General features: G+C 66.9%; 18 protein-coding genes. All 18 read left to right on the top strand.

What is annotated here, in order from left to right; all coding sequences use genetic code 11:
- The first annotated feature begins 52 nt into the window (after positions 1-52).
- The 18 genes from ACQY8M_RS21105 to ACQY8M_RS21020 all read left to right on the top strand — a co-directional run bounded on the left by ACQY8M_RS21105 (position 53) and on the right by ACQY8M_RS21020 (position 22,655).
- Complete coding sequence (locus ACQY8M_RS21105; protein ID WP_428659213.1) at positions 53-2,425, top strand: xanthine dehydrogenase family protein molybdopterin-binding subunit; 2,373 nt, start codon at positions 53-55, stop codon at positions 2,423-2,425.
- Positions 2,426-2,691: 266 nt separating this feature from the next.
- Positions 2,692-3,705, top strand: coding sequence for an alpha-ketoacid dehydrogenase subunit beta (locus tag ACQY8M_RS21100; RefSeq protein WP_428659210.1), 1,014 nt, complete (start codon positions 2,692-2,694; stop codon positions 3,703-3,705).
- 1 nt (position 3,706) lies between these two features.
- Positions 3,707-5,026: a dihydrolipoamide acetyltransferase family protein gene (locus ACQY8M_RS21095; RefSeq protein ID WP_428659207.1), complete on the top strand. Its 1,320-nt coding sequence runs from the start codon at positions 3,707-3,709 to the stop codon at positions 5,024-5,026.
- A gap of 1 nt (position 5,027) precedes the next feature.
- A complete protein-coding gene (gene lpdA / locus ACQY8M_RS21090; RefSeq protein WP_428659204.1) occupies positions 5,028-6,440 on the top strand; it encodes a dihydrolipoyl dehydrogenase in 1,413 nt (470 codons plus the stop codon).
- A gap of 111 nt (positions 6,441-6,551) precedes the next feature.
- Positions 6,552-6,800, top strand: a complete 249-nt coding sequence (locus ACQY8M_RS21085) for a type II toxin-antitoxin system VapB family antitoxin (RefSeq protein WP_428659201.1) — start codon at positions 6,552-6,554, stop codon at positions 6,798-6,800.
- Positions 6,797-7,183 (top strand): type II toxin-antitoxin system VapC family toxin, encoded by a 387-nt coding sequence (locus ACQY8M_RS21080; RefSeq protein ID WP_428659198.1) that lies wholly within the window; start codon positions 6,797-6,799, stop codon positions 7,181-7,183. The genes ACQY8M_RS21085 and ACQY8M_RS21080 overlap by 4 nt, the downstream gene beginning before the upstream one ends.
- A gap of 422 nt (positions 7,184-7,605) precedes the next feature.
- A complete protein-coding gene (locus tag ACQY8M_RS21075) occupies positions 7,606-8,865 on the top strand; it encodes a hypothetical protein (RefSeq protein WP_428659195.1) in 1,260 nt (419 codons plus the stop codon).
- A gap of 61 nt (positions 8,866-8,926) precedes the next feature.
- Positions 8,927-10,702: a phage tail tip lysozyme gene (locus ACQY8M_RS21070; RefSeq protein ID WP_428659192.1), complete on the top strand. Its 1,776-nt coding sequence runs from the start codon at positions 8,927-8,929 to the stop codon at positions 10,700-10,702.
- Positions 10,703-11,160: 458 nt separating this feature from the next.
- A complete protein-coding gene (locus tag ACQY8M_RS21065; RefSeq protein ID WP_428659189.1) occupies positions 11,161-11,568 on the top strand; it encodes an MbcA/ParS/Xre antitoxin family protein in 408 nt (135 codons plus the stop codon).
- Positions 11,559-12,263: an RES family NAD+ phosphorylase gene (locus ACQY8M_RS21060; RefSeq protein WP_428659186.1), complete on the top strand. Its 705-nt coding sequence runs from the start codon at positions 11,559-11,561 to the stop codon at positions 12,261-12,263. Before ACQY8M_RS21065 ends, ACQY8M_RS21060 begins: the two co-directional genes overlap by 10 nt.
- Positions 12,264-12,341: 78 nt before the next feature.
- Complete coding sequence (locus tag ACQY8M_RS21055; protein WP_428659183.1) at positions 12,342-12,782, top strand: antitoxin Xre-like helix-turn-helix domain-containing protein; 441 nt, start codon at positions 12,342-12,344, stop codon at positions 12,780-12,782.
- A gap of 4 nt (positions 12,783-12,786) precedes the next feature.
- Positions 12,787-13,476, top strand: coding sequence for an RES family NAD+ phosphorylase (locus ACQY8M_RS21050; protein WP_428659180.1), 690 nt, complete (start codon positions 12,787-12,789; stop codon positions 13,474-13,476).
- Between the two features lie 82 nt (positions 13,477-13,558).
- A complete protein-coding gene (locus ACQY8M_RS21045; RefSeq protein ID WP_428659177.1) occupies positions 13,559-14,746 on the top strand; it encodes a M23 family metallopeptidase in 1,188 nt (395 codons plus the stop codon).
- Between the two features lie 335 nt (positions 14,747-15,081).
- Positions 15,082-16,275 carry an IS4 family transposase gene (locus tag ACQY8M_RS21040; RefSeq protein ID WP_428659174.1) on the top strand — a complete coding sequence of 398 codons (1,194 nt, stop codon included), beginning with the start codon at positions 15,082-15,084 and terminating at the stop codon, positions 16,273-16,275.
- 319 nt (positions 16,276-16,594) lie between these two features.
- Positions 16,595-19,222, top strand: a complete 2,628-nt coding sequence (locus tag ACQY8M_RS21035; RefSeq protein ID WP_428659171.1) for an SdiA-regulated domain-containing protein — start codon at positions 16,595-16,597, stop codon at positions 19,220-19,222.
- Positions 19,219-21,216 (top strand): lamin tail domain-containing protein, encoded by a 1,998-nt coding sequence (locus ACQY8M_RS21030; RefSeq protein WP_428675424.1) that lies wholly within the window; start codon positions 19,219-19,221, stop codon positions 21,214-21,216. The genes ACQY8M_RS21035 and ACQY8M_RS21030 overlap by 4 nt, the downstream gene beginning before the upstream one ends.
- Positions 21,217-21,514: 298 nt before the next feature.
- Positions 21,515-21,694, top strand: a complete 180-nt coding sequence (locus ACQY8M_RS21025; RefSeq protein ID WP_428659168.1) for a hypothetical protein — start codon at positions 21,515-21,517, stop codon at positions 21,692-21,694.
- Positions 21,695-21,779: 85 nt separating this feature from the next.
- Positions 21,780-22,655 carry a hypothetical protein gene (locus tag ACQY8M_RS21020; RefSeq protein ID WP_428659165.1) on the top strand — a complete coding sequence of 292 codons (876 nt, stop codon included), beginning with the start codon at positions 21,780-21,782 and terminating at the stop codon, positions 22,653-22,655.
- Positions 22,656-22,857 lie beyond the last annotated feature (202 nt).

The following is a 22,857-nucleotide window of genomic DNA, read 5'->3' as shown; positions in this document are numbered from 1 at the left end:
CGTTTGGCACACAAATCGCATGGCCTCGGTATCTTGACGGGAGGGAAGCACCATGGACGGCTTTGGAATCGGAGCGTCAGTCCGGCGCAAGGAAGACAAGCGCTTCCTCACGGGCAAGGGCACCTACACCGACGACATCAACCGGCCGGGCCAACTGATGGCCTTCCTGCTGCGCAGCCCGCATGCCCACGCGACGATCGGCGCGATCGATACGGCCGAGGCCAAGGCGGCGCCGGGCGTCGTGGCCGTCTTCACGGGCGCCGAGCTGGCGGACCCCGAGCTGAAGGTGGGCGGCATGCCGTGCGGCTGGCTCATCACCTCCAAGGATGGCTCGCCGATGGTCGAGCCGCTGCGCCCCCTGCTCGCCCAGGGAAAGGTGCGTCATGTCGGCGAGCCGGTCGCGGTGGTCGTCGCCGAGACATACGCCGAAGCGGAGGCCGCGGCCGAGCTGATCGGGGTCGACTACGCGGAATTGCCGGCCGTGGTCGCCATGGACAAGGCGATCAAGCCGGGCGAGCCGCTGCTGTTCGACAGCGCGCCCAACAACCTCTGCTTCGACTGGCACCTCGGCGACAAGGCGGCGGTCGAGGCAGCCTTCGCGCGTGCCCATCACGTCACGCGCATGGATCTCGTGAACAACCGGCTGGTCTCCAATCCGATGGAGCCGCGCGCCGCCATCGGCGAGTATGACGCGGCGACGGAAGACTACACGCTCTACACCACCAGCCAGGCGCCGCACGTGCACCGGCTGCTGATCGGCGCCATGATCCTGCAGCTGCCCGAGCACAAGCTGCGCGTGGTGGCGCCCGATGTCGGCGGCGGCTTCGGCACCAAGGGCTCGATCTACAACGAGCAGGCGCTGGTGCTGTGGCTCGCCGCGCGGCTCGGACGGCCGGTCAAGTGGACGGCCAATCGCAGCGAGATCTTCCTCACCGACAACCAGGCGCGCGACCATCTCACCACGGCGGAGCTGGCGCTCGACAAGGACGGCAAGTTCCTCGCCATGCGGGTGGCGACCCTGGCCAATCTCGGCGGCTATCTCGGCGCCTTCGCGCCGGCGATCCCGACCTGGTGCTACGGCACGCTGCTGGCCGGCTGCTACGCCACACCGGCGATCTATGTCGAGGTCAAGGGCGTGTTCACCAACACCGCCCCGGTCGATGCCTACCGCGGCGCCGGACGCCCCGAGGCCTGCTACGTCGTGGAGCGGCTGGTCGACCGCGCGGCGCGCGAGACGAAGATCGACCCGATCGAGCTGCGCCGGCGCAACTTCATCGCCACCGACGCCTATCCCTACGCCACGCCGGTCGGGCTGACCTACGACAGCGGCGACTATTTCAAGACGCTCGACATGGCGATCGCCGCCGCCGACCACGCGGGCTTCGAGGCGCGCCGGCAGGAAGCGGCGAGCCGCGGCAAGCTGCGCGGCATCGGCATCGCCGCCTACATCGAGGCCTGCGCCATGGCGCCCTCGGTCATGGCGGGACAGCTCGGCGCGCGCGCCGGCTTCTACGAGAGCGCCCAGGTGCGCGTCCATCCGACCGGCGGCATCACCGTCTTCACCGGCTCGCACAGCCACGGACAGGGCCATGAGACGACCTTCGCGCAGCTCGTGTCGGACCGCCTCGGCCTCGCGCTCAACCAGATCGACATCGTCCACGGCGACACAGCCAAGATCCCGTACGGCATGGGGACCTATGCCTCGCGCTCGCTGGCCGTCGGCGGCACCGCGCTGGTCAAGGCGATGGACAAGATCGTCAACAAGGGCCGCAAGATCGCCGCCCACATGCTCGAAGCGGCCGAGGCCGACATCGAGTTCGCCGACGGCAAGTTCACGGTGGCCGGAACCGATCGCTCGAAGACCTTCTCCGAGGTGGCCTTCTCGGCCTACGTGCCGCACAACTACCCGATCGAGACGCTGGAGCCGGGCCTCGACGAGACCGCTTTCTACGATCCGGCGAACTTCACCTACCCCGCCGGCTGCTATGTCGCCGAGGTCGAGGTCGATCCCGAGACCGGCGATACCGCGCTCGTGCGGTTCACCGGCGCCGACGATTTCGGGCGCATCATCAACCCGATGATCGTCGAGGGGCAGGTGCACGGCGCGCTGGTCCAGGGCATCGGCCAGGCGCTCTACGAGAACGCGGTCTACGACACCGAGACCGGGCAGCTGCAGACCGGCTCGTTCATGGACTACTGCATGCCGCGCGCCGACAACTTCGTGCCCTTCGCGCTCGAGACCAACGTCACGCTGTGCGCCCACAACCCGCTGGGCGCCAAGGGCTGCGGCGAGGCGGGCACGATCGGATCGCCCCCGGCGATCATGAACGCGCTCCTGGACGCGCTGACCCCGCTCGGCATCACCGACCTCGACATGCCCGCGACCCCGGAGCGCCTGTTCCGCGCAATGGCCCGGCAGCGCTGAGCGAGACCTTTCGACTTCGCTCGGAGCTTGTGATTCTTCAGCGATCTTGTGCTCTGCATCTGATTGAAGAAACAAAAGATCCCTCGCTACGCTCGGGATGACAACGATGGTGTCATCCCGAGCGTAGCGAGGGATCTTTCGTTTCATCGACACCGCATCCGAGACGGCGTCTTGGTCGAGGCGACGAATACGTGGATAGTGTCGCGCCGATCGTCGAACCGGGAGTTCCCATGTCTGATCCGAAGCAGAAGGCGGGAGCCTAGCCGATGCCGCGCAAGACCATGGTCGAGGCGATCCGCGACGCGATGGACGTGTCTATGGCGCGCGACGACAACGTCGTCGTGTTCGGCGAGGACGTCGGCTATTTCGGCGGCGTGTTCCGTTGCACCCAGGGCCTGCAGCAGAAATACGGCACCAGCCGCTGCTTCGACACGCCGATCAGCGAGCTCGGCATCGTCGGCGTCGCGGTCGGCATGGCGGCCTACGGCTTGCGGCCGTGCGTCGAGATCCAGTTCGCCGACTACATGTATCCCGCCTACGACCAGATCGTGTCGGAGGCGGCGCGCCTGCGCTACCGCTCGAACGGCAACTTCACCGCGCCGCTCGTGGTGCGCATGCCGACCGGCGGCGGCATCTTCGGCGGCCAGACTCACAGCCAGAGCCCGGAGGCGCTGTTCGTCCATGTCGCGGGCCTCAAGACGGTCGTGCCGTCGAACCCGTACGACGCCAAGGGGCTGCTGATCGCCGCGATCGAGGACAACGACCCCGTGATCTTCCTCGAGCCCAAGCGGCTCTACAATGGTCCGTTCGACGGCCATCACGACAAGCCGGTGACGCCGTGGGCCAGGCACCCGCAAGGCGAAGTGCCGGACGGGCACTACACGGTGCCGCTGGGCAAGGCCGCGATCCGGCGCGCCGGCGCGGCGGTGACGGTGCTGGCCTACGGCACGATGGTGTTCGTGGCCGAAGCGGCCGCCGCCGAGACGGGCATCGATGCCGAGGTGATCGACCTCCGCACCCTGCTGCCCTACGACCTCGAGACCATCGCGGCCTCGGTCGAGAAGACCGGGCGCTGCGTAGTCGTGCACGAGGCGACGCTTACGGGAGGCTACGGCGCCGAGCTTGTCGCGCTGGTGCAGGAGCATTGCTTCTACTGCCTCGAGGCGCCGGTCGCGCGGGTCACCGGCTGGGACACGCCCTATCCGCACGCGCAGGAGTGGGACTACTTCCCGGGGCCGGCGAGGATCGGGCGCGCCCTCAAGGCCGTGATGGAGGCCTGAGATGGGCACGCGGATCATCAAGATGCCCGACGTCGGCGAAGGCGTGGCCGAGGCCGAAATCGTCGAATGGCACGTCACAGTCGGCCAGTCGGTGCTGGAGGACCAGGTCCTCGCCGCCGTGATGACCGACAAGGCGACGGTGGAGATCCCCTCGCCCGTCGCCGGCACCGTCGTCGCGCTGGGCGGTGAGGTCGGCAGCGTGCTGGCGGTCGGCTCCGAGCTGGTCCGGCTGGAGGTCGCCGGCGGCGGGACCGAGGAAGTCGCCGCAGCGCCGCCGGGAGCGCCGCCGGGAGCGCGGCTCTCCAGAGCCGCTCAGGGGGTGTCGGAACGCGAAGAAAGAGCGGCTCTGGAGAGCCGCGCTCCCAGCGCGCATGAACCGCGGGCGCAGCTCTCCGCGCCGCCGGGGCCGGGGCCCGCGCCCATCCCGCTGTCGCCCCGTCCCGCCATCGCCAAGCCCATCGCGTCGCCCGCCGTGCGCAAACGCGCGCGCGACGCCGGTGTCGACCTGCGCCAGGTGCGCGGCAGCGGACCGGCGGGCCGCATCGGCCACGAGGACCTCGATGCGTTCCTGCGCGGCAGCGCCGCTGCGGCGACCGGCGGCGGCAAGGTCGCCAATCCCGCGGTCGAGACAATCAAGATCGTCGGGCTGCGCCGGCGCATCGCGCAGAAGATGGCGGAGTCCAAGCGCCGCATCGCGCACTTCTCCTACGTCGAGGAAGTCGATGTCACCGCCGTCGAGGAGCTGCGCGCGACGCTCAATGCGCAGCACAAGGCCGACGACCGTCCACGCCTCACCTTGATGCCGTTCCTGATGCAGGCGCTGGTCAGGGCGATCGCCGACTTCCCCGAGGTGAATGCCCTTTACGACGACGAGGCCGAGACGATCGAGCGGCACGGCGGCGTCCATATCGGCATCGCGACACAGACCCCGGCCGGGCTGATGGTTCCCGTCGTTCGCCATTGCGAGGCGCGCGGCCTGTGGGACTTCGCGGCCGAGGTGCGGCGTCTGGCCGAGGCGGCGCGCCAGGGCACGGCGACGAGGACCGAGCTCAGCGGCTCGACCATCACCATCACCAGCCTGGGCGCGCTGGGCGGCATCGTAAGCACGCCGGTGATCAACCGGCCGGAGGTGGCGATCGTCGGCGTCAACCGCCAGGTCGTGCGGCCGGTCTGGCAGGGCGGCCAGTTCGTGCCGCGCACCATGATGAACCTCTCCTCTTCGTTCGATCACCGCGTCATCGACGGCTATGTGGCGGCGAGCTTCGTGCAGCGCCTCAAGAGCCTGCTCGAGGCGCCGGCGACGCTTTTCATCGAGGCGTGAGATGGCCGAGATCAATGCAAAGGTGATGATCGTGGGCGGCGGGCCGGGCGGCTATGTCGCCGCCATCCGCGCGGGCCAGCTCGGTCTCGACGTCGTGCTCGTCGAGCAGGGCGGACGCGAGGGCGGATTGGGCGGCACCTGCCTCAATGTCGGCTGCATTCCGTCGAAGGCGATCATCCATGCCGCCGATGCGGTCCATCAGGCGCACCAGCAGGCCGAGAGGAAGTCGCCGTTCGGCCTCGCCGTCGAGCGGCCGACGCTCGACTTCGCGCGCACGATCGAGTGGAAGGACGGCATCGTCGGCCGCCTCACCAGCGGCGTCGCCGCGCTGCTGAAGCGCTACAAGGTCAAGATCGTGCACGGCCACGCCACGATGGTCGACGGCAAGACGTGCAAGGTCGACACCGATACCGGCCCCGAGACGGTGCGCGCCGAGCATGTCGTGCTCGCCACCGGATCGGAGGCGGCGAGCGTGCCCGCCCTGCCCTTCGGCGGACGGATCATCTCCTCGACCGAGGCGCTGTCGCTGCCGGCGGTGCCCGAACGGCTCGTCGTGGTGGGCGCGGGCTACATCGGGCTCGAGCTCGGCACCGCGTTCGCCAAGCTCGGCTCCAAGGTGACGATCGTCGAGGCGGAGGAGCGGATCCTGCCGGCCTACGACACCGAGCTGACGCGTCCGGTGGCGCGCCGCCTGCGTGCGCTCGGCGTCGAGGTGCTGACCGGCGCGCGCGCCGCCGGCCTCTCCGACGCAGGCGATGCGCTGCGGGTCTCGCAGCAAAGCGGCGCGACGGTGCGCGAGATCGCAGCCGACAAGATCCTCGTCGCCACCGGGCGCCGTGCCCGGACCGCCGGCCTCGGTCTCGACCGGCTCGACCTCACCATGACCGGCGCCTTCGTGGTGATCGACGAGCGCTGCGCCACCTCGATGCTCAATGTCTGGGCGGTCGGCGACCTGACCGGCGAGCCGATGCTGGCGCATCGCGCGATGGCGCAGGGCGCGATGGTGGCCGAGATCATCGCCGGCCAGCGCCGCGTGTTCGATGCCGTGGCCATCCCCGCCGTCTGCTTCACCGACCCCGAGATCGTCACCGTCGGCCTCTCGCCCGATGCCGCGCGGGCCGCCGGCCACGACGTGCATGTCGGGACCTTCCCGCTCGCCGCCAACGGCCGCGCGCTCACGCTCGGCGCCGAGGACGGCTTCGTGCGCGTCACCGCCCGCGCCGACAACCACCTGGTGCTCGGCATCGCCGCCGTCGGCGCCGGCGTGTCCGAACTATCCGCCGCCTTCGCCCTCGCCCTCGAGATGGGCGCCCGCCTGGAAGACATCGCCGGCACCATCCACGCCCATCCGACCCTCGGCGAAGCGTTCCACGAGGGCAGCCTGCGGGCGCTGGGCGAGGCGCTGCATATTTAGGATTCAATCACATGAGCCCCGGGGATCGCCCCGTTTCCAGATCGGTTGCATGGTTACGATCCAGGGGTAGAATTATAGAATATTTTCTATCCATACAGAAAGGAGGAGCCGATGAGCCTCAACATCAAGGACCCCGAGGCCCATCGGTTGGCGCAGGCGATCGCCCGCGCCACCGGGGAGAGCATGACCAGTGTCGTCAAGGAAGCGCTCCGGGAGCGATACGCCCGCATCGAGCGCCGGAAAGGAAAGGCCAGCGTCGAGGAGTTGCTGGCGATCGCGGATCGAGCCGCCGCGCACGTGAAGCGCCCTTACGTCGACCATGCCAAGCTCCTCTACGACGAGAACGGTCTGCCGGAATGATCCTCGATACCTCGGCGATGGTGGCCATTCTCTACCGTGAGCCCGAAGCAGCCGATTTTGCACGGCTCGTCCACGACGCCGAGACATGCCGCATCAGCGTTGCGAACTACGTCGAACTGTCCATGGTGATCGAAAGTCAGCTTGGTTCCGAGGGCATGCGCCAGGCAGAGGCTTTCTTTCGGCGCGCCGGCATCGTGGTCGAGCCGGTGACGATCGAGCAAGGCGAGCTTGCCCGCCAGGCTTTTCTCGACTTCGGGAAGGGGCGCCACAAGGCAGGCTTGAACTTCGGCGATTGCTTTTCCTACGCGCTGGCGAAGGCCACGGGCGAACCGCTCCTGTTCAAAGGCGCCGATTTCAGCCAGACGGACATAAAGGCAGCGTAGGAACGCCGATCCCATTCTAATTCGCTACGGCAGTTCGCTGTCATCATTTACCGATTCCGAATCGACATGCGCGACGGCGAATTCGGATCCGGTCAGCTTGTCGAGAAACTCATGCGTTGTGACATTCCGCTCGAGCGTTAACGTCTCGCACTTTGGGACGAACGTCTTTCGGTGTGACTTTCTCGTTCTTGCGACAAATAGTTGCACCCGCATCTTTTTTAAGGCATTATTAAAGTGGTGGCCCGCGGACCAGGGTCTAGCCCGAAACGCGTGAAGCGTGCGCGGGCTAAATGTCTCGCAGCCGCTCACTGGTTCATTTGGATGCCCTAAATCGAACCGGTGGCTCGAGTGTTTACAACGTAAAAGCCGGCTGTTTATCGCTTCGACCGGGAAAAAGGCCCTGGGCGAATGGGAGCAGGAAAATGTTGCGGTTGCGATTCTGGACAGTTGCCATTGCGTCACTTGCGATATGCAGCTGCGCAGGGGTCGATGGCGTCGAGGGGCCGCCGCCGAATATAGAGAGGTTGTCGGGCGATCCGATTGCGCGGGCCAATTTCCAGACGAATTATATCAGGGCTCTCCGAATCAATTCAGACCTTCCTCCGGATTCCGTGACGTCACCAGCGCCGGCAGCGGAATGGAAGTTGATTTCCCGGGCGGGCATCGATCAGATCGACGAGGTATGTAATAATTATCTCGCTTCCCTTTACCGCTTCAACGCAAACCAAAAGGCCGCGCGACAAGGGCTTGCGGCGGCAACGGCAACGACCGCCGTCATCATGGGCTTTGCGGGCGCGACCGGCATGGCGATCGGCATCACGGCCGCCGCGCTCGGATTATCCATGAGTCTCTTCGATGCCGGCACGAATTCCGTGCTGTTCACGGTCGAGGCGTCGGCGGTGCGCAACGTCGTGCAGGAGTCGCGCGCCAGGTATATCGTCGCCATGAGCAGCAACCCGCCGACCACGCGCCCGGATACCATGATCGCCTTGCGCGGTTACCTGTCGCTGTGCACGCCCGCGACGATCGAGGCGAACATCAACAATGCTGCCAACGGGTCGCGGAACTCCGTGACGACACCGATCGAAAAGGACGGTGTCGCCGCCGCCGCGCTGGCCGCGCCGGCGATGACGACGATCGCGCGCGCCCAGAGTGTTACTCGTAGCAGCGTCACGGACGCCCCGCCTCCGATTCCGGTGCCGGCGCGTCCGGCCGGGGCGACAGCGGCGGAAGCCAGCGTCACGCGCGCCGACCTCACGAAGGTCCAGGCGGCCCTGGGAGTGAAGGCCGACGGCGATTTCGGCACCGACACCCGCAATGCCATCGTGGAATTCGGCCGCGGCATGAAGAAGCGACTGTCCACCTCCGGACCAGCGGACGAAAATGCGAACGAGTTGGTCGGCAGCGTCCGCGCCCTACTCTATTCGATCGCGGCGGTGCCCATGCCGCCAATGTTTGGCTCGGCGTATGAACGGGCCTATCTGGGCGAGCCTTCGACCTATGTACGACCCGATCCGATCCGGCTGAATTCTCTCCTGGAGAGAATTCCTGCGCCATCCGGAAAGGCTTATCCCGATACCGACCATAATTCGGATGCGGACATGGCGAAGAAGCTGAGCCTGATGCGAGAGAGCCTCGGGGGCCCGCTCACATCCACCAAGCACGCCGCGCTGCCGAACTAGCAACTCTCCATCGCAGCAGGCGCGAGCGCACGTCACGACAGCCGTCGGAGGGAAGGATTACATGGCCAAGTTCCGCATAACTGCCGCCGGCTCGAAGCTGCGCAAGGAGCCAAAGTTCACGGCCGAAGTGCTTGGAACACTCGATCCGCCGACGACGGTCGAGGGCACCTTGACGAAGAACGGATACATCGAGACGCGGATACCGCCGGTCTCCTCCGAGAACGTCTTCATCCTCCTGGATGGTAGCGCGGAAGCCGTTCCAACAATGCCCCTGCCCTTCGGCCCCGAAGACGCCGACGCGCTCTGCTCGATCGTCACGGCTGAGGCGCGCGACGCGTCCACGGACCGTGATTATCTCTTGGCCGTGGCCTACGACCTGACCTCGTCCCTCGCCAAGCCTGTAAGCGACGACGGCACCAAGGTCGGCCCATTCCAGTATTCGGAGGCCGCGTGGGCGGCGGCGACGACGGATGGACCGGCGAAGGGACTGGGCTACACCACCGACCACCGATTGCGCTGGTACGAGCAGCCCAGGGTAGCGGCCCTGGTCGCCGCCGCCGACATCAAGAAATTCCGCGAATCCTTCGACCGGCTTCCGAAGTTCAACGAGCTGTATTTCTTCCAATTGATCGGCGCCCAGGCCCTCGCGGCCCTGCGGGATCCGGGCAGGTCATGCCAATCGGCGTTGCCCGAACCGGCCGCCGACGGGTCTTACGCCAAGGAGCTGCAGGCGGGAGCGCTGACCGTTTCCCAGGCGCTGGACGGTCTCCAGGAGCGGTTGGACAAGGCCTACGTGAAGGCCCTCGAGGTGATCGAGAAGCAACCCGCGGCCATCAGGTTCTTCCGCTCCCAGCCCGGAGACGCCCCGTGGATGGCCGTCGCGCGGGACGAGATGAAGCGGGGCGTTTCCGAAGACAGCAACAAGAGGAACACGGCGGAGATCACTGCGTACTTTGCGGAAGTCGGCTTCAAGGATGACGGCACACAGCCATGGTGTGCCGCGTTCGTCGCCCACTGCATGAAGCAATGCGGAGTCGCCGACGTCGCGGCGACCGTCAATTCTTCCACGGCCGTCGGCACGCCCTTCTGGGAGAAGTGGGGAGACCCGGCGCCCGATCCGAACCCGATCGGGACCGTCATCGTGCTCAAGCCGGGAGGAGCGGGCGGTCACGTCGGCTTCCTGGCGGAAGGCTCGTCCGCAGCAACGATACGGCTTCTCGGGGGCAATCAGGGTGGCGGTGGCGGCGCGAGGCCGGATCATGTCGGTATTGTCGACTTCCCCATAGCGACCAACCCGGTCGTCGCCCGGCGCTGGAAGGCGGTTGCAGCCCCGGCGATCTCCTTCGACGGCGTCGAAGCTCAGGCCGGCGACGAGCTTTTCGTCGAAAAGGCGCCTGTCGTCATGCAGCAGCTGAAGGACGCCTTTCCGGAAATGGAGGACATCCACGCGGCAGCCATCCTTGGAAACATCGGGCAGGAGTGCGGGGGCTTCAGGCAACTCCGCCAGAGAGACGGTCAAGGGCGCGAACTGCCCGACAGCGCCGGCGGCGGGTTCGGATGGTGCCAATGGGACGATCGTGGCCCGGCATTCAAGGCGTTTGCACGTGCCAACGGCCTAGACTGGAAAGACGACAAGGCCAATCTCGGCTACCTGATCCATGAGTTGAGGGAGAAGACGAAGGAGAATCGGGCGCTGCTCTCTCTTCTGCAGCAGAAATCCCTCGAACAGGCTGTCATCGACTTCGACAGGAAGTTCGAAAGATCGGGTACGCCGATGATCGAGAACAGAATTCGCTACGCCCGACTTGCCCTCAAGTGTTTTTCCGAACGGCCGTAAATGCCGGGGCGCCGAACGCCTCGACATAGGAGCGGGGAGCAAAGGCCGGTACCTCCGACTTCTCCGAAAGCAGCGGTCAGCGCAACGGGTACGGTATGGGGTAGATGGTTCCACGACCAGATCAGCTGTCGTCCGGCGCGCGCCCTCGGACCAGGTAATGAACAACATCGCGCCCTTGAGGACGAAGCGATCGCGGCGTGGATGGTGCGAGAGGCGGAACAGGAAGCGTTCGACTCCATAGCGCAACAAGGTGCGCCCGAATTCCTCGCCGCTGGCCCGGGAACGCGCCAGTAGTCTCGCGCGGATCGAGGCGGGAAGGTTCCTGTATTGCCAAGCTGCGCGGGTCATGGAGAGGTCGTTGACCCTGCAAGGTCTTGCACGCCTCGCCCAGTACAAAAATGGATGAAACCTTGTATATCGTCCAGAGTTGGACTACAGGATTCTCCCAGGTCTCAATCATGTCAACCGCCCTCGCCCCTGCCTCCCCGAAGCTAGATCGCCGGCGCCTGTCCGCTCCGGGCCTGAAGGCGTTCTTTCGCATCGCCGGACTGTGGGGCCTGTCGAGCGAGGAGCAGATGACGCTGCTCGGTCTCACCAGCCGCTCGACCCTCTTCAACTGGCGGCGCGATCCCGCTGTCAGCCTGTCGAAGGACACGTTGGAACGGATTTCGTACGTGCTCGGCATCTACAAGGCGTTGCGGATCCTGCTGCCCGACGACAAGGCGGCCGATGCCTGGGTGAGGCAGCCCAACGCCGAGACACTTTTCGGCGGCCGCTCGGCCCTCGAGCGCATGCTCTCCGGACAGGTGGCCGATCTTTTCGTCGTCCGCCAATACCTCGACTCGCAGCGCGGCGGATGGGGCTGACGCCGCCTCTGGCCAGCATTGCCTGGCTGCCGAGCTGGCGCATCGTTCCGAGCCGTTTCCCGCCGATCGACCTGTTCGAGCGCATTGCCGATCCGGCCGATTGGGACGCCCTGATCGAGCTCGAATCGCTCACCAACCCGCGCCTGCGCGATGCGGTGGGAGATATCGCCCTGGTGCCGGCGGCCGAGCGTGTGAGCGGGCCGGGCGCCAGCGCCATCATGGCCGCCTTCACGCACCTCAATCCCGACGGAAGCCGGTTCACCGACGGCAGCTACGGCATCTTCTACTGCACGCCCGACCTCGAAACGGCGATCGCCGAGACGCGATACCATCGCGCGCGTTTCATGACGGCCACCCGCCAGCCACCGCAGCACCTCGACATGCGCGTCTACCTGACCGACCTGCGGGCCGATCTTCACGACCTCCGGGGCCGCGTGACGCGAATGCCGCTAGTCTATCACACCACGGCCTATACGGCCGGACAGGAGCTGGCGCGACGGCTGCGGGCGAGCGGATCGGGCGGCATCGTCTATTCGAGCGTGCGTCGCGCGGACGGTGAATGCGCCGCCGTCTTCCGGCCCACATTGCTGTCGAACTGCCGCCAGGAGCGGCACCTGGCCTATGTCTGGGACGGCGAGACCGTCCGCGATGTCTACGAGAAGCAGGCGCTCCGCAGCGGCACGCCACGCGCGTGAGCAACGCCGCATATCGCAAGAGCATTTGGATATTTGTCAATTGATGCTATATTAGCCATCAAATGATGGAATTCGAGCATGCCCCGAGCCCTTAGAGCGACGATCCCCGAAGCCGTCGCATCGTCTGTTCCGCAAACCTTCGCTACGGAGGCTGATCGCGGGAGGCTGACGCCAGCAGGGCTGCGTGCCGTCAGGAAGGTCGTCGAGCACTGGAAGCTCAAGGGACACGAAGCGGCTGCCCTGTTGGGTGTGTCAACCAGCACCTGGGATCGCATCAACGCCGGCAAGTGGGACAGCTCGCTCTCGCAGGATCAGCTCACGCGCATTTCGGCCATCGTCGGCATCTTCAAGGGTCTGCATCTGCTGTTTGCCGATGGCATGGCCGACCGCTGGCCCGCTCTGCCCAACAAGGGTCCGCTCTTCGGCGGCCATTCTCCGGTGAAGGCTATGATCGACGGCGGCATTCCGATGATGCTCGACGTCCGCCGTTACGTCGATGCGCTCCGAGGCGGCCTCTAACATCGTGGGCATCGCGTTCCCCGTCAGCCATGTCTCGCACGATCGGACGGTCCGGCTGGTATCGACCGCGAGGTTGCGCGCGCCCGTGTTGGCCAAGCTCGTGCCGGCATCGGATCTCGACGCGCTTGCCGAGATCGAAGGCGCGACGAGCGGCCGCCTGCGTGCGCAGGAAGCGGGAACCGACAGGCTCGATCGCCGCGAGCTGGTGTTCGGCCTGCCGCACGCGCATTTCATCAATGCCGCCTTCTCCTATGCGTTGCCTCGCTCGCTCAACCGGTTCAACGGTCCGGGCCGCGGTGCCTGGTATGCCGCGCTCCTCGTCGAGACCTGCATCGCCGAAGTGACCTTCCACATGGAGCGGGAGCTGGCGAACGTCGGCGACTACAATGCCACTGTCGAATACGCCGAACTGTTCGCGAGCTTCGTGGGCGACTTCACCGATCTGAGGGGTATCGACCCTGCGCCTGACTGTCTCCATCCCGACCCGGCCAAAGGCTATCCCGCCGGCAACAGGCTGGCCGATGCCGTTCGCAGCGCCGGGCACTATGGCATCGTCTATCCGTCGGTACGCTCCGCGGGAGGCGTCTGCCTCGTCGCGCTCATCCCCCACGCCGTGCAGTCGGTCGCACAAGGCCGCGTCCTGCAGGTGACGTGGACCGGCAAGCCGGGACCGCACATCCAGATACCCAGTTGATCGGACCGGGGTACGGCCCTACTCGCTTTGGCAGATCGGCCAGCGCGGCATCCGTGTGGCTGTCCAGGGGAGGAAGACAAGCATGACTCCGAGAACGAGCGCCCTGCTCGCATCCATCGCCGCCGCCGTCCTGACGTGCATCGCGGCTGCGACACCGTCCCGCGCCGCCGACATCCAGCTCACGCCGGTCGTTGCCGATGTGCTGTGGCCGCCGCAGCCGGTGCGCGGCAGCGACTCGCAGGTCCATCTCGTCTACGAGCTGCGACTGTCGAATCCGACACCATTTGCCATTGCCGTCGACACGATCGAGGTCCTCGACGAGACCGGCCGTGTCGTGCTCGCCATGGACAAGGATGCGATCGGCAAGCGCCTCTCGATCGGCGGCCGGCGCGGCGCGGAAGCGACGTCGCTCTCGCCCGGGCAGTTCGGCGTGCTGTTCATGCACGCAGCGCTCCCGCCGAACCAGCCCGCGCCGAGGAGCCTGAGCCATCGCGTCTTGGCCGCTCTCGTCCAGCCCGACCAGCCGGCCCGGCCGGTCGCCATGACCATCGGCGAAACGCGGGTGGCCGAGCACGATCTTCCGGTCCTCGGCCCGCCGCTCGTCGGCGAGGGCTACGTCGCCGCCGACGGCTGCTGCGATTCCATCCGGCACGTGCGCGCCCTGCTGCCGATCGACGGCCGCTTCGCCCTCGCCCAGCGCTTCGCCATCGACTGGGAGCAGCTCGATGCCGACCGGCGCGTCGTGCGCGGCGACGTCAAGAAGGTCGAGAGCTACATCATCTTCGGCACGGACGTGATCGCCGTCGCCGACGGAACGGTGGTCGCGATGCGCAACGACCTTCCCGAGCAGGTGCCCGGCGCCCTGCCGCCCGGCCTGCCGATCGACCAGGCCGACGGGAATTTCGTCGTCCTCGACATCGGCCGCGGCGCCTTCGCGCTCTTCGCCCACATGCAGCCGGGCAGTGTCACGGTGCAGCCCGGCGCGACGGTGAAGCGCGGCGACGTGCTGGGAAAGGTCGGCAACACCGGCAACAGCCAGGCGCCTCACCTGCACTTCCACGTCATGGACGGTCCCTCGCCGCTCCTCGCCAACGGCATCCCCTACGTCATCGACCGCTTCCGGCTGACCGCCGTCGGCGCGGGCGGCACCGCCGACTTCGACAAGGCCGAGGCCACCGGCTCGCCGATGACGCTGAAGGCAATCGCGGACAAGCCGCAGCTCGAACGCCTCCTGCCGATGGATCTGTCGGTCGTCGATTTTTCCCGCTGAAGAACGGGTCTCACCCAGCCTATCGCCCGGTCAATGATGAGTTGAGATCGTCTCAGCTCCCTCCCCCGTCTTCGCTATCGTATTCACACATCGTAGTTGCGCGGGAGGCAGAACGTCGATTCCCTGAAGCCGTTTTGGCGATGGGAGAAGTCGATGTCTGTTGTGGAGTACGGACTGGGGCGGTTTGGCGACCGCCGCCTGGAAAAAGGGGGGCCTGCCTGCACGCGGCTCTGGTTGGCGATCCTGGGTCTTGCATCCGTCGGCTTGGCGGCACGCGGGCCCGTGAGATTCAGTTCACCCGCTTTCTGCGCAACCGGTCGGTGACGGCCGGGGCGATGTCGCGGCACGCCGGTGCGCTGACGGCGCAGCGCGTCGCAGGGCGCGATGTTGTCGCGATCCAGGATACCAGCGAACTGGTGCTGGGCGGCCGTCGGGCCCGGCAGGCGGGCTATGGCGCGGTCGGCAAGGGCGGTGTGCTGAGCGGTTTGCTGCTTCATCCGGTGCTGGCAGTGGAAGCGGGGAGCGGCGGACTGCTCGGCCTGGTGTCGATGCAGGTGTGGAACCGCGGCCGGGCCGAGTTGGCGCCGCGGCGCCGACGGACGACGGCGGCCAAGGAGTCGCGTCGCTGGATCGAGGGAGCGCAGCAGGCCGGCGAGGTTCTGGCCGAGGCGCGCTGCATCACGGTGGTATCGGACCGCGAGAGCGACTTTTACGAGCTGTTCGCGCGCCGGCCGGCGAACGTGCATCTGATCGTGCGCGCCTGCCAGAACCGGCGGATCGAACGGCTGACCGAAGAGCCGGCGGACGGCTTGCTGTTCGGGATGATTGACGGCCAACCCGAGCAGGGCCGCTTCGCCACGACCATCCCGGCCGCCCCCGGACGAGCAAAGCGTCACGCTGAACTGGCCCTGCGCTTTGCGCCGGTGGCTCTGCGCCGGCCATTGCATGGCGCCGATCCGGCATTGCCTGCGACAGTCGGCCTGACGCTGGTCGATGTCCGCGAGATCTCGACACCGCCCGACGGCAAGCCGATACATTGGCGACTGCTGACGACCCATCCGGTCGCAGAGTGCGGCCAGGTACGGCGCGTCATTGACCTGTATCGCCAGCGCTGGACCATCGAGGAGTTCTTCCGCACCCTCAAGACCGCTGGCTTCGACATCGAAGACGCCGACATCGGCGAGCCGCAGGCCATGATCAACTTCGTCGCCGCCGCCACGATTGCCTCCGTAACAATCAAGCAACTCGTGCAGGCCCGCGACGGCAACACCGATCGACAGCTTGGCGATGCCTTCGATCCCGACGACCGGCCCATCCTCGAGGCCGTCTCGGCAAGGCTCGAAGGCAAGACTGCGCGCCAACGCAATCCCCATCCCACAGGCAGCTTGGCCTTCGCTGCTTGGGTCATCGCCCGCCTCGGCGGCTGGACCGGCTACTACGGTAAGCCCGGGCCAAAGCTCATGCGCATCGGTCTCGCAAAGTTCAACGACATCAAATACGGCACCACCCTCGGGCTTCGAAATGTGTGAATCCAACAGCCCGTCTTCGGGGGAGGTGGCGCGGTAATCCGCGACGGAGGGGGCGTGACGCACCACCTTCGTTGCCTTCCCCCTCCGTCAGCGTAAGACGCTGACACCTCCCCCGAAGACGGGGGAGGGAGTGTGAATGGAGCTCAACTAACATGCTCCAGGAGATCGACGCAGCTCTCCAGTTTTCCCCGGACAGCCCTGTCGTCTTGCGCGAAGTCGTCCGCTGTGGACGGCCCTTTCATCACGGTGTCACTGTCCGTCTGCAAGTCTCCCGGCGCTGCCTCTTAGTCGCCGCGTTCGTTTCACCGGGAGTTTTCGCATGCCGATCACCGACGTCGATCTGTCCACCTATGTTCGCGTCGGTCGCTACGACCTGCCGGAGTCGAGCCGCACCACGGCGCCGGAAGGCAGCCTGCTCGCCCAGGAGTCGTCGGCGGTGACCTATAACTGGGACACCGGCACGCTGTTCGTGGTCGGCGACGGCGGCACCTCGGTGGTGCAGGTGAGCCTGACCGGCGAGTTGATCAACTCGATGTCGCTCGCGTCCGGCAGCAGCCCGCAGGGCACCACGTTCTATGACACCGAAGGCATCACCTATATCGGCAACGGCCAGTTCGTGATGACCGAGGAGCGCGACCGTCAGGTCGTGCAATTCACCTACGCGGCCGGCACGACGCTGACGCGCAACGACGTCTCGACCGTCAAGCTCGGCACCACCATCGGCAATGTCGGCCTCGAAGGCCTGACCTTCGATCCGCAGACCGGCGGCTATATCCTGGTGAAGGAGAAGGATCCGGAATCGATCTTCCAGACCGACATCGATTTCGTCAATCACACGGCGACCAACGGCTCGCCGACCGCCGACGGGTCGACCAACCTGTTCGATCCGGCCAACGTCGGCACCAGCGATTTCTCCGACGTGTTCGCGCTGTCGAATCTGCCGTCGCTCGACGGCCAGGACGATTCCAGCCATCTGCTGATCATCAGCCAGGAGGCGGGCAAGGTGGTCGAGGTCGACCGCAACGGCACTGTGCTCAGCACGCTGAACATCGTCGGCGATTCGGACAACCCGCTGTCGGTTCCCGACCAGACGATGGAAGGCGTCACGATGGATCGCGACGGCAACCTCTACATCGTCAACGAGAACGGCGGCGGCGATGCCAGCCATCCGCAGCTCTGGGTCTATGCCCGCACCGACGCGACCAACCAGGCGCCGAGCGCGATCGTGCTCGCCAACCAGGTCAATTCGGTCGTGGAGAACACCGCCACCACGAGCCGTCTCAAGGTCGCCGATGTCCAGATCACCGACGACGGGCTCGGCACCAACACTCTCGCCGTGAGCGGCGCCGACGCCCAGTATTTCGAGGCCGACAGCACCGGCCTCTATGTCAAGGCCGGCACGGTGCTCGATTTCGAGACCAAGGCGAGCTACGCGGTGACCGTCAGTGTCGACGACCCGACGGTCGGCACGTCGCCGGACGCCAGCACCAGCTTCAACATGACGCTGACCGACGTGGGGAACGAGACCCCTACTCACCCCAACGTCATCATCTCCGAAGTGGCGCCGTGGTCGAGCGGCAACAGCACGCTCGGCGCGGACTGGTTCGAGGTGACCAATGCCGGCTCCACCGCGCTCGACATCACCGGCTGGAAGATCGACGACAATTCGGACGCGGCCGGCTCCGCGGTGGCGCTCAACGGCATCACCGGCATCGCGGCGGGCGAGTCGGTGATCTTCATCGAGACCGATGACCTCGCCGCGGCCAGGGCTGCCTTCATCGATCTGTGGTTCGGCGGCACTGCGCCGGCGGGCCTGCAGATCGGCAGCTACAGCGGGTCGGGCGTGGGGCTCAGCACCGGCGGCGATCATGTCAACCTGTTCGATGCGGCCGGCACGCTCCAGGCGAGCGTGGCGTTCGGCACGTCGCCTTCGGGCCCGTTCCCGACCTTCGACAACTGGCCCGGCGTCACCGGCACTGCGGCGCCGATCACGGCGGCGAGCAGCGTGGGCGTGCATGGCGCCCAGGCCGCGGCGGGCGCGGCCGACGAGATCGGCTCGCCCGGCAGCGCCGGCAAGCTGTTCATCTCCGAGGTGGCGCCGTGGTCGAGCGGCGACAGCCCGGTCGGCGCCGACTGGTTCGAGGTGACCAACACCACGGCCTTCGACATCGACATCACCGGCTGGAAGATGGACGACAATTCGCAGTCGTTCGCGGCGGCGGCGGCGCTCGGCGGCATCACCACCATCCATTCCGGCGAGTCGGTGATCTTTCTCGAGGGTGACGACCTTGCCGCGGCGCAGAGCGCCTTCATCGACGCCTGGTTCGGCGGCACGGCGCCGACCGGCCTGCAGATCGGCGTCTACAGCGGCTCGGGGGTCGGCCTCAGCACCAGCAGCGATCAGGTCAATCTCTACGACGCCAACCAGGTGCTGCGGACGAGCGTCGCCTTCGGCGCCTCGTCGTCCGGCCCGGACTTCGCGACCTTCGACAACGCGTCCGGCATCAGCGGCGTGACCACGCCGCTCACCCAGCTGAGCGCGGCGGGCACCAACGGCGCCGCGGTTGCAGCCGGCGACGCCCATGAAGTCGGCTCGCCCGGCGCGATCAGCAGCGCGGTCAATCACGCGCCGACCGCGCTGGCGCTCGACAACCCGGTGACCTCGATCGAGAGGGCACCTCGACGGCCACGCGCATCAAGGTGGCGGACGTCACGATCGCCGACGACGGCCTCGGCACCAACACCCTCAGCGTCAGCGGCGCCGACGCGGCCTTCTTCGAGGTCGACAGCACCGGCCTCTACCTCAAGGCCGGCACGGTGCTCGATTTCGCGACCAAGGCGAGCTACGCCGTCACGGTCGATGTCGACGACCCGGCGGTCGGCGCAACGCCGGACGCGAGCACGAGCTTCACCCTCGGCGTCAGCGAAGCCAACGGTGGCGACCTGATCATCTCCGAAGTCGCGCCGTGGTCGAGCGGCGACAGCCCGCTCGGCGCCGACTGGTTCGAGGTGACCAACATCGGCACGGCCGCGGTCGATATCAGCGGCTGGAAGATGGACGACAGCTCGGCCTTGTTCGGCTCGGCGGTTGCGCTCTCCGGCATCACCAGCATCGGCGCGGGCGAATCGGCGATCTTCATCGACACCGACGACCTTGCCGCCGCCGAGGCCGCCTTCGTCGACCTGTGGTTCGGCGGCACCGCGCCGGCGGGCCTGCAGATCGGCAGCTACAGCGGGTCGGGCGTGGGGCTCAGCACCGGCGGCGACGCCGTCAATCTCTACTCCGGCAGCGGCCTGCTGCAGGCCAGCGTGTCGTTCGGCGCGTCCCCGTCGGGCCCGGACCTCGCGACCTTCACCAACGACGCCGGCCTCGACAACGTGGCCCTGTCCGGCCTGAGCGTCGACGGCGTCAACGGCGCGCTGGTCGCGGCGCAGGATGCGCATGAAACCGGATCGCCGGGCGCCTTCACGGGCATCATCCACGCCGGCGGCCCCGGCGACGACACCTACCGCGTCGACGTCCCGGGCGATCGGGTCGTCGAGCTCGTGGGTGAAGGCACCGACACGGTCTACACCACGATCAGCTACAGCCTCGGGGCGGGACAGGAGATCGAGAACCTGCGGGCCCTCGGGACGGCAGGCCTGACCCTGACCGGCAATGAGTTCGACAACCGTCTCCGCGGAAGCTCGGGCATCGACACGCTGAACGGCGGCGAAGGCAACGACCGGATGGACGGCCGCGGCAGTGCGGACGTCATGGCGGGAGGCACCGGCAACGACGTCTACTATGCCAACACCGCAGACGACCAGGTGATCGAGGCCGCCGGCGAGGGCATCGACAAGGTCTGCGCCGCCGTCGACTACACTCTCGCGGCCGGCGTGGAGGTCGAGTACCTGCGGGCCTACGGGACGGGACTGACCCTGACGGGCAATGAGCTCGGCAACGATATTGCCGGAAGCTCGGGCATCGACACGCTGAATGGCGGCGGAGGAGACGATCGGTTGGCGGGCCGCGGCGGCGCCGACATCATGGCGGGAGGCATCGGCAACGACGTCTACTACGTCGACAACGCGGGCGACCAGGTGATCGAGGCCGCGGGCCAGGGAACCGACACGATCCGCAGCGCGACCGACTACGTCCTGGCAGCAGGCCAGGAGATCGAGAACCTGCGGGTTCTCGGGACGGCGGGCGTGGCCTTGACGGGCAATGAGCTCGACAACGGTCTCCGCGGAAGCTCGGGCATCGACACGCTGAACGGCGGCGGAGGCGACGACCGGATGGCCGGCCGCAGCGGCGCCGACGTCATGGCGGGAGGCACCGGCAACGACGTCTACTACGTCGACGACTCGGGCGACCAGGTGATCGAGGCTGCCGGCGAGGGAATCGACAAGATCTGCAGCACCGTCGACTACACCCTCGCCGCGGGGCAGGAGGTCGAGCACCTGCGGGTCTACTCGGCGGCGGGGCTGGCCCTGACGGGCAACGAGTTCGACAACAACCTGGGCGGCAACACCGGCGGCGACACGCTGGACGGGGGCGCCGGAAACGATCGGATCTACGGCGGCGACGGCGACGATTTGCTCCTCGGCGGCGCCGGCAACGACAGGCTGGCCGGCGGTGCCGGCAACGACATCTTCGCCTTCGATACGCCGATCGCGGCCGGCGACAACATCGACCTCGTCGCCGACTTCGCGCCCGGCGCCGACATCATCCAGCTCGACCGGAGCGCCGCGTTCGCCGGATTGACCGTAGGGCAGCTCTCCCTCGCCCAATTCTCCGCGACCGGCACGGCCACGGGCAGCGGCCCGCAGATCGTCTACGACCAGGGCACGGGCGCGCTGTTCTACGACGGCAACGGAGCGGACGCCGGTGGCGATTTCCGGTTCGCAACGCTCGCGGGCCATCCGACCCTGACGAACGCCGACATCAAGGTCGTGTAACCGCGACCCGCCTGCCGGGAGCGCGGCTCTCCAGAGCCGCTCTTTCTTCGGTTTGCCCCACCCCATGAGCGGCTCCGGAGAGCCGCGCTCCCAGCGATGAATGTGGCCTGCCGCCCCGCCGGCAAGAGCCCGGGCCGAAGCCGGACACACGTCGCGACTTCATCGCGCAGGGGCCGGTGGCTTGCCTTGCGCCAGAATCCATTCGTGCGCGACCGCTCCGGGTGGTAACCCTTTCGGATAGCAAGACCGCGTGGCGTGAGAGGGTTGCGGGGTTCTTATCCCGCAGGGGTACCTACGAATGGTCTATTTGATTAGCGCCGTCTTCGACGAGGGCGGAAAGGTTTCCAGCGTCCGATACACGCCCAAGGAAGCCTTGAAGCTTGCGCTCGAGTATTGGCGCAACGGGTGCACCAACATCCACGTCACCGTGAACGACGAGACCTACACCCTCGAGCAATTCCGGATGCTGGTCGGCTAGCTTCCGGCACTCCTCGCTGGCGCATCCGGCCCGCATCGACTATCTCCGTCGGCCGTGTGAATCCACCCCTTCCAGGTCCCTCTACATGCGCGATTGGCTGGAACTGTCGGACTTGGCCCTGGCGCAGAAGATCGACTACACGGAGAAGAATGGCCCCGAGACCGATCCGGTGCTCGCGGGCTTCGCCGCCGTTCGAGCGCATCTGTCGATGCTCGCCTGGAACACCTATACCGAGCCGTTGAACTGCGATTCCGGCCCGATATCGCGAACCGGCGTCGTGACGTTTCCGATGGACGAAGCGCTCGGCGAAGAATTCATGGCCGCCTTCGCCGCCAGCCCCCCGGCGGCCCTGCAGCGCGACGATTTCGCGATCGGCTATTTCAGCAACCGCACGCAGGCGAGCTGCGATCACCTCAACCGCGCCAACGAGTATCGCGCCATGACCCAGGAGATGACGGCGCTCCTCGACCGCACCATGGAGCGCCTGGCGCCGCAGATCGAGCAAACGCTGAACCATCCGTTCCGCATTGCGTCGGCGCGTTCGTTCGAGCTCAAGCCGCGCACCGGCATCGAGGGTCGCCACCTGGACGGCTGGCCGCCCTCCATCCGCAAGCTATACTTCCTGCCCCAGGGCGCGAGCCGGGAGCTCGGCTCGACATGGTTCCGCTGCCGCGACGGCCGCGAGCTGACCGTCGAGAGCGACCGTCCGCTGATCCTCCTGTTCGAGAATTCGGTCGCCTGGCACGCGCCGAGACCTGCACAGAAACGCCGGCCGACGATCGAGCTCAACATCGTCCCGGCGACGAAGACCGTGCCGCAATCCTACTATGCCGGCCTCAACGGCTTCTATCCGTTGTTTCCGAGCGAGGCGTCCTTCCTCCAGGGCACGCGGGCGGCGGCACAGATCGCAACCGCCCGGACCGAACGGCGCGGCCTGCTGCGGCGCCTGATCGACCGGTAGAACCCGAAGACCGCCCCGCGACATCTACAGCAATTCGTGTCGGCCGGCCCTTTGCGTGCACTTCGCAGCAAACGGAATCGCCGTGACGCATTGTCGACATCGGTGCCGAGCAGAAATGGCATACACCTAGCAATTTGCCGATAACTTTACCGCGAACGCTGCGGTCGCCCTGCGGCATCCCCCATTCAGCTCGCCCAGGGTG

Origin of the sequence: Reyranella sp. (assembly GCF_965279465.1) — a bacterium.
Taxonomy (GTDB): domain Bacteria; phylum Pseudomonadota; class Alphaproteobacteria; order Reyranellales; family Reyranellaceae; genus Reyranella.
Note: the sequence above shows the minus strand (reverse complement) of the source record. Positions and strands in the feature narration are given on the sequence as shown.